At 59.3% G+C, this 12,667-nt stretch carries 9 protein-coding genes; 7 read left to right on the top strand and 2 right to left on the bottom strand.

Annotated features, from left to right (window positions below):
• Positions 1 to 8 precede the first annotated feature (8 nt).
• The 7 genes from HMPREF3067_RS06105 (at position 9) to HMPREF3067_RS06135 (ending at position 8,494) form a co-directional block, all read left to right on the top strand.
• A complete protein-coding gene (locus HMPREF3067_RS06105) occupies positions 9 to 1,274 on the top strand; it encodes a glycosyltransferase (protein ID WP_070768842.1) in 1,266 nt (421 codons plus the stop codon).
• A 108-nt stretch (positions 1,275 to 1,382) separates the two neighbouring features.
• The gene (locus HMPREF3067_RS06110; RefSeq protein WP_070768843.1) at positions 1,383 to 2,720 is read left to right on the top strand and encodes a glycosyltransferase family 4 protein; all 1,338 of its coding nucleotides are present in this window, start codon (positions 1,383 to 1,385) and stop codon (positions 2,718 to 2,720) included.
• Between the two features lie 14 nt (positions 2,721 to 2,734).
• Positions 2,735 to 3,364: a hypothetical protein gene (locus HMPREF3067_RS06115; RefSeq protein ID WP_070768844.1), complete on the top strand. Its 630-nt coding sequence runs from the start codon at positions 2,735 to 2,737 to the stop codon at positions 3,362 to 3,364.
• Positions 3,361 to 5,454 (top strand): glycosyltransferase, encoded by a 2,094-nt coding sequence (locus HMPREF3067_RS06120; protein WP_070768845.1) that lies wholly within the window; start codon positions 3,361 to 3,363, stop codon positions 5,452 to 5,454. The genes HMPREF3067_RS06115 and HMPREF3067_RS06120 overlap by 4 nt, the downstream gene beginning before the upstream one ends.
• Positions 5,455 to 5,527: 73 nt before the next feature.
• The gene (locus HMPREF3067_RS06125) at positions 5,528 to 6,460 is read left to right on the top strand and encodes an ABC transporter permease (protein ID WP_083319167.1); all 933 of its coding nucleotides are present in this window, start codon (positions 5,528 to 5,530) and stop codon (positions 6,458 to 6,460) included.
• The gene (locus HMPREF3067_RS06130) at positions 6,444 to 7,304 is read left to right on the top strand and encodes an ABC transporter ATP-binding protein (RefSeq protein WP_070768846.1); all 861 of its coding nucleotides are present in this window, start codon (positions 6,444 to 6,446) and stop codon (positions 7,302 to 7,304) included. The genes HMPREF3067_RS06125 and HMPREF3067_RS06130 overlap by 17 nt, the downstream gene beginning before the upstream one ends.
• A 155-nt stretch (positions 7,305 to 7,459) precedes the next feature.
• Positions 7,460 to 8,494, top strand: coding sequence for an ATP-grasp domain-containing protein (locus HMPREF3067_RS06135; protein ID WP_070768847.1), 1,035 nt, complete (start codon positions 7,460 to 7,462; stop codon positions 8,492 to 8,494).
• A gap of 129 nt (positions 8,495 to 8,623) precedes the next feature.
• Here HMPREF3067_RS06135 and HMPREF3067_RS06140 read toward each other — a convergent pair whose 3' ends face one another.
• Entirely contained in the window at positions 8,624 to 10,831 is a 2,208-nt protein-coding gene (locus HMPREF3067_RS06140; protein WP_246819252.1) for a glycosyltransferase family protein, read from the bottom strand.
• 43 nt (positions 10,832 to 10,874) lie between these two features.
• On the bottom strand, positions 10,875 to 12,131 hold the full coding sequence (gene wecC, locus HMPREF3067_RS06145) for a UDP-N-acetyl-D-mannosamine dehydrogenase (RefSeq protein ID WP_070768849.1): 1,257 nt from the start codon (positions 12,129 to 12,131) through the stop codon (positions 10,875 to 10,877).
• Between the last annotated feature and the right edge of the window lie 536 nt (positions 12,132 to 12,667).

The following is a 12,667-nucleotide window of genomic DNA, read 5'->3' on the forward strand; positions in this document are numbered from 1 at the left end:
AGCACAACATGTTTTTCATCGGACGCACGCGGTACAGCCTGTTCAACCCGACCTCGACGTCGTGGCGGCTGACCCAGCAGGACGGCGCCGCGACCACAGGCGCCAAATCCCCTGCCAAAACCGCCAAGAGCGTGGAGAATTACAAGAAAGAACTCTACGCCCCGGCCCGCTTGGACCTGCGGGAGGAGATCTTCATCCAGCACACGCTGCCGGCCTTGGCTGCGGCCGCGCGGGATTTCGACGTGGTGCACGTGGTCTCCTACTCGGAGTCGCTGCCGGAAAAATACCAGCGCAGTCTCGCCGCGGCGGCGCAGCGCTACGATTTTCTGCACCTCGACAAGCGGCCCGACGGCAAGGCTGGGACCCCGTTGGCAGATATCGCGCGCGAGCACGTGGCCGCGGGCGAGGCCTTCGGACAGTACCGGCTCGACGATGACGACGTGCTGAGCACCGAGTACTTCGCCACCATGGCGCGCTACGTGCGGCCGGAGTACTGCGGGATGGCCGTCAGCTTGCCGCTCGGGGTGGAGGGCATCCTCCACCGGGGGCGCGTGACGAACCTGCGGCAGGCGCATTTCCCCATGAATTCCATGGGGCTGATGTACGTCTGCCAGTTTGGCGAGGGAGGGAAGCTGCAATCTCCCCGCCCGGCCCCACACAACATGGTGGACCGGAAGAGCCCGGTCATCCTGGATTCGCGCAAGCTGGGCTATGTCCGCTTCAACCACCTGTCCCAGGACAACGCCTTGCGCGCCAAGGACGGGCCCTCCATGTCGAGCCTGGTCAAGGCGATGTCCAAATACCCGCGCTTCGAGGACGGCGACACCCTGGAGCGCCTGTTCCCCACGGTGGCGCCGCTGGTCGTGGATGAGCACACTGCCAATGCTCTGCCCCGGCCCACTCTGGTGTGGGCAGCAGCCCGGCTAGAAATGCCCCGGCCGTTGCAGGCCTTCCGCCTGGAGCTTGACCATTTTTTCGCGCCGACTGCCAGGCCCCACCAAGGGCTGGTCACCTTGGACATCCAGACCGCGGACGGCCACCCGGTCCCCGGCGGCGCCTCGTTGCCGGGCGTGCCGAAGTCCGTGCAAGCAGAGGTGGGCTACTACAAATACCTGGACTCCCGACCGGGGAACGGGTCAAGCACGGTGGAGGTTTTCCTCCCAGACGGCTACCGCGTGGTGGGGCTGGGGGTGCGCCGTTTCGGCAAATCTCTCCCGTTTTTCCTTCGGAGTGCTGAATTGAGCTTTCCGAGCGAGCAATCGGAACTAAAGTAGACAAAGTGGCTACCAAGAAATCTAGATAATCTTAGATACTCTGGGCCAAGAGCCCGGAGGCGCAGAGAGCCCGACATCCCGCCGTGAGAGAAAGCACCTAGTTTTGCCGTGAAGATCCTTGTCCTTTCCCAGTATTGGTATCCGGAAAACGGGGTACCGCAGCGGCGGTGGGCGTGGCTCTCGCGGATCCTGATTCGCAACGGGCACCAGATCACCGTCATCGCGCCGCCCCCGCACTACCAGCGCAAGATTCCGCTCCGGCAGTGGGTGGACCAGCGCAGCTTCCGTTCCGCGCGCCACACCGAGGAAGGTCCCGCAGGGGAGCGGGTCATCCGCTCGGGATTCTTTCCCGCGGGTCGCTCGCTGACGCAGCGGATCTTCAACCAGGCTTCGGTGGCGGCATCGATGGTGCTGATGCACCTGAACTCCTCGCACCAGGTCCGCAAGTTGCGGCCGGACTTGGTCATCGGTACCGTGCCGGCCCTGCCGACCTCGGCGGTGACGCGGCTGGTGGCGGGGATCCATCGCGTGCCCTACGTCATCGACCTGCGTGACGCCTGGCCGGACCTACTGCGCGAGAGCCGCGACTGGAATTCCGGGACAGGCCGGAGGACCTTGCGCGAAAAGATCTTGAGCCGCGGCCCGCTGCAAGTGCTGACCAAGGCCACCGAGAAAGTTATGTACTCGGCGCTGCGCAAGTCGGCCGGGGTCATCACCACCACCCAGCGGGAGAGCGACTACCTGGCCAACTACTTCGCCCGGACTATGCCTGGGCCGAAACCGGAATTGACCACCATCCGCAATGTCTTCGCGCCCCGATCGGACTACGACCGGCAGGTCAAGGCACCGCGAGAAGGCGGACTGAACGTGCTGTACGCCGGCACGCTGGGGCGGGCACAGAAGCTGGAAAACGCCCTGGAGGCCACCAAGATTGCCCGGGACAAGGGCCTGGACGTGCACCTGCGCATGATCGGTGATGGCGCTACCTGGTTCGCTCTGAACGAGCGCGCGGAAGAATTGGGCCTCGACGTCGAATTCCACCACCGGCTGCCGGCCGATCAGCTCCGGGAATACTACGAGTGGGCGGATACCGCCCTGGTGCACCTGACCGATTGGGACGCCCTGGAACGCGCCATCCCGTCCAAGACCTACGAGCTCATGCAGTTAGGCGTCCATATCAGCGCGGCCGTGGCCGGGGAGGCCGCCTCGCTCATCCACCAGCTGCACGCCGGCCACGTCGTGGAGCCGGAGAACCCGCAGGCCCTGGCGGACCTGTGGCTTAGCCTCGCTCAGAACCCGGAGATGCTCCAGGTCGGGGAGGCCGGCAGGGCTTGGGTCGAGCACCAGCGCGACGAGGTGGTGCCGGACAACCTGCTCGACATCCTCGACCGGATCGAGCGCAACAACGCCCGCATGAAGCGCAACCCGCAGAACTCGACCAGGTAGGCGGCACATTCACCATGCGTATCAGCAGCCTAGACGCCTACCAGGCGGCATACGGCACTAACACCCAAGCCCCAGAGCGATCCACCGCGCAACCCGCGCGGCCAGTCGTCGTGCTGGATGACTCCGAGGCACCGGTCTCCCTGGCATCCGTGGCCGGGGATACCATCTTCCTGTCGGGGCTTCCAGACACGTGGCCCGCCGAGGGCAGCCGGCTCATTCTGGTCAACACTCCCGAGCCGCTCACCCTGGACGCCGTCTCGCGGTGGCTCAGCACCGGCCACGAGCAGGCGGAGTTCTGGGTAGATCACGAACACGTGGCGCGGATGGTGGGGCTGCTGCGGACAGACGTTCCTGAAGAGCAGGTGTGCGTAACCGGGTTCGACGCTGACGAAGGTTGGTTGCGCCTGCGCCTGGGCACGGCTTTGAGCCCGACCCGCTCCAGCGAGGACTTCGTGCGGGGGCTGGCCGCCCAGGCAGGGGCTAGCGTGGAGCGCGAGCCGAAGCCTACCGAGCCGACGCTGTCGGAGCCCAGCCTGGGCTCGCTGGTGGTTAAGAAGGTGGTGCCGCTGGCTAAGCCCATCAAACAGTACCTACCGGCCACGCTCGTGGCCTACCTCTACAAGGGATTGGAGAAGCTGCGATGAGCCGCGGAGCATTCCAGCCGGGCATCAGCGTCATCGTGCCCTCATACCAGGGCTGCCAGCGTTTGCCGGCCATGGTGGCATCCCTGTCGGCCCAGACACTTGCGCCGGAGCTCTTCGAGGTCATCGTGGTGCTCAACGGTCCGGCTGACGGCAGCTACGAGGTCCTAGCCCAGGCGCGCGCGGAACACCCGGGGCTGAACCTGCGGGTGTTGACTAGCGATGCCCCAGGCGCCAGCCGCGCCCGCAACCTCGGCCTGGCCGCGGTGCGGCGGGAATACGTCACCTTCCTCGACGATGACGACTGCCTCGAGCCGCGATTCCTCGAGGTGGGGGTGGGCATGGCCGGGCCGGGAGTCTGCGCGCTGCTGCCCATAGTGGACGTGCGCGCCGGGCAGCGCGAGGAATCCACGAGCCTGGGCGTGCGCATCAAAGCCCTGGCGGGGACCACGCAGCTTGCGCGCGGCACCGCCTGGGCCTTGGGCTTTAACGCCTGCAAGGTGGTCCCCAGCGCGGTCCTGACCCGCTACCGCTACGCCGAAAGCCTGGACTCCGGCGAGGACGTGGTCTTCTTCGCGCACCTGCTCAAGCACCCGGACCTGGCCCTGCGCGTGCCGCAAGAGCTCGCCGGGGCCGCCTACCTGCGTACCCAGCGCGCCGGGTCGGTCAGCCGGCAGGCCAGCTCGTACGAATTTAGCGTGCGCCAGCGCCTGGCCTGCATCGCTAGCCTGCGCGGCATCAAAGTCCCGGAGGCCTCCGCCCAGGCGCGCGAGAGCCTGGAGGCCGCCCAGTTCTCCTTCGTCCGCGATTACCTGAAAACCAACCCGGGGGACGTGGACAGCGCAATCTCGGAGGCAGTAGACCTCAAGGTGCCGGGCCTGCCGTGGGCAGAGTTGCGCACGGAGAAGGCTCGCCGGCTGGTGATCTCCTATTGCTTCCCGCCGTATGCGGATACCGCGGCTAACGTCGTGGCCAAGCACATTGCCGCACGCGGCGAGCTGGTCGACGCCATCTTTGCGGATATGTCCCGCGTGCGGGACAAGGATTCCTCCACGCAGCTTATCGTCGAGCCCTACCTGGCTCAGCACACCGAAATCCGGGTCGATCCTTCCTTCGCGGCGTGGCCGCTGATCTCCAGCTTCGCCCGGAAGGCCGCGCGGGTGGCTGGCAAGCGGATGGCATCCGCCGCGCCTTATGAGCAGCTGTACTCGCGTGCCCTGTGGTCCGGCTCCCACGTGGCCGCAGCCCTGGTCAAACTGAAGCACCCGGGGCTTTACTGGGAGGCGGAGTTTTCCGATCCCCTGCGCTTCGGCGTTGATGGCCAGCCGCGGGAGGGTGCTATCACCCCGGGGCTGACCACGCTGGAGCTGCGGCGGGCGGTCTCGTCCAGCCGGTGGCCGGGGATTACCCTGGATACCCACTTCGCCCTGACGGAGGCCGTAACCCTCCTCCATGCCGACCGTCTGGTCTTTACCAACTCCAACCAGCGCGAGGTCATGCTGGCCCCGTACCCGGAGGGGTTACAAGAAGAAGCCCGGGCGAAGTCCGTCATCCGGCCGCACACCCCGCCGCCGCGCGAGCTGTTTTCCTTGGGTACCTCGCGGGCCCAGGCAGTCCCGGGCAACATCAACATCGCCTACTTCGGCAACTTCTACGCCAACCGCGGCATGGGCCCGGTTCTGCAGGCGCTGGCCACCCTGCCGGATAACGCGCGCCAGCGCTTTGTCCTGCACATCTATTGCGGCGACCCTGCGGCTGTCGATGCCCTCTGGTGGCAGCAGGCCGCCGAGGCGCCAGGCGCTCCCGTCGATGTGCGCGCCTACCCTTATGCGGATTACCTGGACTTTTTGGCTACTACGGAGGACTACGACGTCCTGCTGGTCAACGACGCGAAGACGACCGGGTCCGCCTTTACCGTCAACCCGTTCCTGCCGTCGAAGTACTCCGATTATTCTGCGTCCACCACGCCCGTGTGGGGAATCGTCGCCGCCGACTCACCGCTGTCGGGGCTGCCACTGGACTATCGCAGCCAATCCGGCGACACGGATGCGATAGTAAAAACCCTTTATCATTTGCTAAGGGAAGTTGACTAGGCTGGTTGAAGTTTCAAGTGAAAACAAAGAGGTACGTTAAGACAATGAGGCAACGGAAAGGGGGCCGAAGTAAATGAGTCGTCACCGAAAGCGGGAGAACTCCCGGAGCGTCGATTATTTCCAGAAGCTCAACGAGCAGATCACCCATTCCGACGGCCCGGTCCAGATCGTGTCCCCGGAGGGGCTGAAACCGCTCAACCCCCGACCCAGCCTGTCGATCTACCTCCAGCAGCTCTGGGAGCGCCGTTTTTTCGTCATCGCGGAAGCCCGCTCCAAGGCCCTGCGCTCCACGCGCGACTACCGCTTGTGGAAGCTGTGGCTGGTGGCCAACCCGATCCTGGACGTGGCCTTCTACGGCTTCCTGTTCGGCTACCTGTTCAAGACTTCCCGCGGCATCGAGAACTTCATTGGTTACCTCATCCTTGGTATCATGTTCATGCGCATGATTACCGGCCTGTTCTCCGCCGGCAGCGGCCTGATTACCAAGTCCCGCGGGATGATCCGCACCTTTGCCTTCCCGCGGGCCTCGCTGGCGTTTTCGCAGACCCTGCGCGCCGGCATCGATAACCTCCTGCCCGCACTCATCGGCATGATCCTAGCCTTCTTAGCGCAGTGGGGCACGCCACCTAACTGGACCATCATCCTGGTGGTGCCGCTCTACCTGATGCTGCACATCTTCGGCTGCGGGCTGATGATGATTTCGGCGCGCCTGACCGCGGAAATCCCCGACGTCAAGGCGCTGATGGGGATTGTTACGCAGGCCTGGTTTTTCCTGTCCGGCGTGATGTTCTCGCTGGATCGTTTCTCGCACACGCCGGTCGTCCAGGAAGTAATGTCGCACAACCCGGCGTATATCTTTCTCATGGCGATTCGTAATTCCACCATCTATGGCACCTGCCCGGACCTTTCCACCTGGCTGACCTTACTGGCCTGGACCTTCGGCACCTTCGTGGTGGGTTTTATCTACTTCTGGGGAGCGGAGCACAAATATGTCCGACTTGCATAAGACCGACCAAGCAGGCGCTGACGGTGCGGTCGACTACGTGGAGGAAGCAAACGTCGTCGTCCAGAACGTCTCTAAGCGCTACGTCATCAGCCAGTCCCGCTCCGACGACGCCCGAACCGTGCGGGCGGGCAAGAACAAGATGGTCGTCGACGCGCTTACCGATGCCTCCTTGGTCGCAGCACCCGGCGAGTCGGTCGGCATCATCGGCCTGAACGGCTCCGGAAAATCCACGCTACTCAACCTCATCGCCGGGGGCGAATCACCCACCAGCGGCAAGATCCTGGTGCGCTCGCAGCCGATGCTCATGGGCGTCAGCCCCGCCCTGCAAAAGTCCCTGTCCGGGGAGACAAACATTTACCTGGGCTGCCTGGCCCTGGGAATGAAGCCGGACGAGGCCCGCGCGCAGATCCCGCTCATCGCCGAGTGGACCGAGCTAGGCGATGCCATCAAACGCCCCATGTCGACCTATTCCTCCGGCATGAGCTCCCGCCTGGGCTTTGCCATCTCCACCGCCGTCAAACCGGATATCCTCCTCATCGACGAGGCCCTTTCCACCGGCGACGCTGCCTTCGGCGCCAAGGCCAAGGCGCGCATGGCCGAGGTCCTAGAGCGCGCCGGCAATCTCTTCCTGGTCTCCCACTCCATCGGCCAGGTAGAGAAGAACTGTAAGCGCTGCATCTGGATCAGCAAGGGACACATCATCGCCGACGGCCCCACCGACGTGGTTTCTCCCCAGTACCATGAGTGGGCACGCCTGATGGGCAAGGACAACAAAGACCCCGCGCACGAGTACCTCCAGGAAGTCACCGCGGCGTATCGGGCTCCGAACGTGGTTTTCGGGTAGCAGGTGCCTGGGACCGTACTTACGTAGCGTAGAGAGTGATCTTTACTCTCGAGTTCATCTTGAAAAGGGTATGATTGAGGAGAATTTGTTAATACGTTCTAGTCCGTTGACATCGAACACCTGGCGGAAGCGGCCAATCAAATTGAATTCTAAAAATGAACGGAATCGAATTTATGACTGAAGAAGAATTGTCACGCGAATTAGATAATTTTAAGGCTTCCTTTAAATCCGTAAAGAGGAAGCTCTACCACCCTAGTTACACGAAAGAGCTCGAGTCTCTAAAACAGCTCATCAGCGTAGTCGGGGCGGACAAAACTTTCGTGAACCATCCACTCCGGGGCATCCCAAGAAAGCTACGGATGTACGAATTTGCTGCCAGCCATGGGGTTTCAATCCCAAAGATATTTGCAGTTTGGTCTTCACCCAGGAAGATTGAGTCTTTGGCAAATTTGCCGCAGAAATTCGTTCTTAAATCGGACGGCGGGTCTTCCGCGCGAGGAGTTTTGGCTCTCAAAAAAGAGGAGGACGGCATGTTCCTCTCGATGGACGGGCAGATGCGACTTAACGAAGCGGAAGTAATTTCCTTTTTCTCTGAAGCGTACAGCAAAGGACAAGCGTATGGCCCTATCTTTGCGGAAGAATTCTTAGAACAAGACAACGGTGAGATTATCCCTGATGACCTGAAATTTTATATGGCCTACGGTGAGATCATGCAAGTTTTGGTCCGACGGGTAGATAAGTTGAATGGATTGGACCAGTCCGTCAGGTCAGCCTATTTCGGGGAAAATGGGGAGAACCTGGGAAAGGTGAATCCGTCTGTCAACATCGATGAGGGGTTGACGCTTCCCGATAATTTCGGAGAAGTCTCAGAGACAGCGCGACATCTTTCGAAAGCAATGGGGCTGCCTTTCTGTCGAGTCGATTTGTACCGAGTTAATAGGGGAATAGTATTCGGCGAAATCACTCGGGCACCAGGTGGCACTCAGACTTATATCGAAGAGCACAACCAGGCTATGGGAGAGCAGTGGTTGCAGGCAAAAGCCCGGTTAACTATGGACCAACTGGAAGGTCGACCAACCGGGTTGATCTGGGGACAGGAAAAAACTCTGAACTTATACCCGGTGGCGGATGAATACTCGCGTGTTTACCGAAACATGACTTCTTTGCCGTGTCGGCGCTGGTGTTATTAAACCAATTAAGCCGTAGGAATATAGCGTGCATTCTTGATTCTTCCGAATCCTGCAGGTGTACAAGTCAAATCCCTGCGGTGAAGTCGCTGTAGAGCTTGGGCCCTCGACTCGGTATCGAACCCCAAGGACCTACAGCGAAATCTGCTCTATGGACCGTCCTATGTACTTCATTACACCGGTTCCAAATAGGAAATCATCCGCTGCATTCCAAGTGTGAGAATCTTTCGACTTGTTTCGGGTAACGGAGAAATTGAAACGATCGGCGCTGTAGATAAGCTTATTCGCTTTTACAAGCGATGTCAGGAAGTCACTATCTTCTCCGCGCGTTCCATTAGGGAAAGGGAACTGCAGAAACGTGGACTTCAAGCCCATTAAGGTCGCACCTCGAACAAACTCCGTGTACTTGTGCTCCATCTGAGGCATCGTTAAGACAGTCATGTCTGGTTCTTCGAAGTAGATGTAGCTGGCCGCCTTGCCGACTACGTCGGCCTGTGAGAATACCAGCGCGTTGTACAAGTCAAGAAGGTAGTTCTCACCGTACCAATCGTCGTCGTCCATTCGAGCGATGACGTCACCGTCGGCAAGTTCAATTAGCTCGTTAAGGTTATCGGCTAGAGAGTTCTCCGGCGGCGAAGCTACAACTTTGCAGTTGTCGATGCCATGTTTCGTTGACAAGTTTCTAAGTTGATTCTCATCGGGTTCAAAACCATGGCAAGAGATGAGCAGCTGTTTATCGCCGTAGGATTGGCGACCAAAATTTTCGAAGATGATCGAAAGGTTTTCAGGGCGGATAGTCGGACTAATGATCGAGATCGTCTGACGTTTCCTCGCAGGAGTAATTCCAATCGTCTCGAGTACTGTATCGACGCGCTTTTCGTAGGTGTAATGGCTCCAAGTTAGGCGTTGGGCCAGATGTACCTGACGCTCCCGGAACTCGTCAGATCGAGTCAAAATACGGAGCTTTTGGTATGCGGATTTTTCGTCGTCCGCGACTGTAACGAGGTCATTTGGGTAAAACTGTGAGATAGCGGGGCTAGGAGCGGACACCACCGCTGCGCCGCAAGCTGTTGCCTCGAAGATACGGCGTGCACACATACTGGCAGAGTTAGTAACTGAATTTACGTTTAGAACAGTTTTGTACGCATGGTAAGCAGTCAGCATCTGGTCGTAGGGGAGGCTGTTCCGTACTGCCTTGTCATATTGGGCTGGGAACTGGTACTGCGGTGCACCGCCGAGCTGACGGGAAAAGATATCGAAGTTGAATTTTGCGGCGGCCGGAAGCAGAAAATCCATCTGGGCGCGGCGCTCGGGGTACTTGTCCCGAAAGTACATCCCACCAAAGGTAACGTCTTTGTCGCGAGCAACGCCGCGTATTTTCGCAGGATTGTGAATGCGCGGCTGAGCGGCAAACGGAAGGACTTCGATTCTGTCGTGTCGCAGTCGCTTGCGGTACTCAGGGACCATATTGATATCCGTCGTAAAAACGTAGTCGAAAAGCTTCGCGGTGTCTAGGAAGTCTTCGAAGTGCGGCGGATCTTCCTTGTTCCAGAAGCAAGTCGGGATCCCCCTCTTCTTGCATTCTTCCACGAGAGCAACAATTTCAGCTCGGGGTGCTAGAGAACCAGTGAACTGGTACTTCCATTCCCCATTGTTGCCTTCCCAAGCACTTTCGACAAAAAGTAAATCGATGCGCTGTTCGTCGAGAATCTGTTTCCAAGAAGTCTTTGTCGGCAGGATTTGGTTCCACTCGTACGCAAAGGCCTCGGCGGTAAAGGGATCGGCAATCACCATTGCGGTAATGTCAGAAGAGGGAGCAGCCGGTTTAACTGGCCTAACCGGAGGAAAAGTAATCTTTCCCTGCGAACGGGTCGTCTCCGTCGTGCTCTGTGCTGGAGTGTTTGGAGCTCCGACTGCTTTAGTAAGGGCGGCTGCTTGGGAAGAATCTCCCTGAGAAAGTCCTCGTACCAGAGGAGCCATTCGCCCGACTGAGCCAGCGGTGTTGCGAATAATTGGGTTTAGTAGCGCGACTTTACGCGTTACTTCCGAGAGCTCTTCTGTATTTTTCTCAATCTTCGAATTGACGGCTCCTAGAGAATTCTCTAAGTCCTGAGTGCTATCCGCCACAAGACGCAACTGATGGAACGACTTGATTGCTGCGTTCATTCCTCGGATCGTCGACAAGCTGGCTACGGCGAGTAGGAGGACAGAAGTTGCTTCGAACAGAACCTGGAAGCCCGTGAGGTGCGTTAGAGTGTCCAAAATCAAAAAGATGATCGCGGCAACAAATAGCGCTACTACTACGCTGATTTGAGTTTTAGGCTTTCTGAGAAGTTCCATTGATGAGTCTTTCGCTAGTTACACTCGTACGGCTTTGAAAAGGCTAGTTGCGCCAAATACCCTTTGTGTCCACGATATATTTTCCAGCTAGTCGGTTTGGTTCAAGGTCCTTGAACTCCTTGTGGTCGACCAGCAACAGGATGACATCGGCGTCGTTAATTGCCTGGGTGTACTCGGTAAGCTGCGCGTTGTCGAAGCCCTTGAGGTGCTTGGGCAGCTCGTTGACGTTCGGCTCAGCGACCAGGAACGTGGTGTCTTCCAGCTCTTCGGCGAGGTCAACCGCGATGTTGAGGGCCGGTGATTCGCGCAGGTCGTCGATGTCTGCTTTGAAGGCGAGGCCGAGGACGGCGATCTTCGACGCGCCGGTGCGTTCGATGGCTTCCTTCACCTTGCTGATAACCCAGGCCGGCTTTCCATCGTTGACGTTGCGCGCGGTTTGGATGAGCTTGGAGTTTTCCGGATCCGCAGACACGATGAACCACGGGTCCACGGCGATGCAGTGACCGCCGACGCCGGGGCCGGGCTGCAGGATGTTGACGCGCGGGTGGTGGTTCGCCAGTTCGATGAGCTCCCAGACGTCGATGCCGAGTTTGTCAGCAATGAGGGAAAGCTCGTTGGCGAAGGCGATGTTGACGTCGCGGAAGGAGTTCTCAGTCAGCTTGGCCATCTCCGCAGTGACGTCGTTGGTCGGCAAGAGCTCGCCCTTGCAGAAGGAGGAGTAGATAGCGGTGGCGCGCTTCGTTGCCTCCGGGGTCTGGCCGCCGATGATGCGGTCATTAGTACGCAGCTCTTCCATAGCCTTGCCCGGAAGGATGCGCTCTGGGCAGTGGGCGAAGTAGACCACCGGCTTGCCCTCAGGGTTATCGGTGCCGTCGGCGACAAGGTCGGGGCGGAGCTCGAGAATCTTGTCGGCCATCTTCTTGGTGGTCAGCGGCGGGGAAGTGGATTCCAAGATGACCAGCTCATCGCCCTCCAGCTGCGGCGCGATGGCCTCAGCTGCCGAGTAGATGAATTTCATGTCGACGTCGTAAGACTTAGTAAACGGCGTGGGCACCGCAATGATGTAGGCATCCGCGTGTACCTGCTCCGTGGTGGCCTTGAAGCGGCCAGACTCGAGTGCCGAGCGCAGCTCTTCTTCCAGCCCCGGCTCAACGATGGTTACCTCGCCGCGGTTGATGCGGTCAACGTTCGGACCGTTGACATCGACACCAGTGACTTCTACACCAGAATTAGCTAGAACAACGGCAGTGGGCAGGCCAATATAGCCAAGCCCGACGAATGCGACGTGAGCTTTCGACATGGAAATCCTTTGCAATAGAAGTAAAGGGCGCGCAAGCATGTTTCATCCTAGCGTGCCTAGTAAAACCTGGGGTGGGACTCGGGAGGTATGTTACACGTGTGGCAGTAAGCTTGCTGGGGAAGATGTAAAACCTTATTCAAAAATTAAGTTAGGATTACTTTTTGGGGGTGCATCGAATGAGAGGATAAGCGGGTCTATGGGAAATAGGTGCTCGGGTATGAGCGTCTCTCTTGTATGGTTGATGAAGATTTTAATGCTCGACTGAGTCCTCTTGGGGCCGCATACGTTCCGGAAAATTTCCGGCTAAAAGGCAATGTGAACAATTTTCAGAATTACCTCAATTAGCCCGACAAGTTGTGATGGGAAAGCCAGTGCAAGAGTGAGGGGTGTAGGCATAGTAGGGATCTGTTGCGCATGCCGAAGTGTTGCGGGGGTGCTCAGCCTCTAGGCATGTGAAGTCGTATGTACTATAGATAGTCGGCTCGAGTTTTCGCTGCTCGCGAAGTGTGTTCCCCGCGCAAGCGGGGATGAGCCGA

This window comes from Corynebacterium sp. HMSC04H06, from assembly GCF_001815935.1.
GTDB lineage: Bacteria > Actinomycetota > Actinomycetes > Mycobacteriales > Mycobacteriaceae > Corynebacterium.

What these genes read in the sequence shown, in the direction of transcription:
- HMPREF3067_RS06105 (WP_070768842.1), top strand. Translation starts at nt 9, where the DNA reads ATGTTTTTCATCGGACGCACGCGGTACAGCCTGTTCAACCCGACCTCG.
- HMPREF3067_RS06115 (WP_070768844.1), top strand. Translation starts at nt 2,735, where the DNA reads ATGCGTATCAGCAGCCTAGACGCCTACCAGGCGGCATACGGCACTAAC.
- HMPREF3067_RS06120 (WP_070768845.1), top strand. Translation starts at nt 3,361, where the DNA reads ATGAGCCGCGGAGCATTCCAGCCGGGCATCAGCGTCATCGTGCCCTCA.
- HMPREF3067_RS06125 (WP_083319167.1), top strand. Translation starts at nt 5,528, where the DNA reads ATGAGTCGTCACCGAAAGCGGGAGAACTCCCGGAGCGTCGATTATTTC.
- HMPREF3067_RS06130 (WP_070768846.1), top strand. Translation starts at nt 6,444, where the DNA reads ATGTCCGACTTGCATAAGACCGACCAAGCAGGCGCTGACGGTGCGGTC.
- HMPREF3067_RS06135 (WP_070768847.1), top strand. Translation starts at nt 7,460, where the DNA reads ATGAACGGAATCGAATTTATGACTGAAGAAGAATTGTCACGCGAATTA.
- HMPREF3067_RS06140 (WP_246819252.1), bottom strand. Translation starts at nt 10,831, where the DNA reads ATGGAACTTCTCAGAAAGCCTAAAACTCAAATCAGCGTAGTAGTAGCG.
- wecC (WP_070768849.1), bottom strand. Translation starts at nt 12,131, where the DNA reads ATGTCGAAAGCTCACGTCGCATTCGTCGGGCTTGGCTATATTGGCCTG.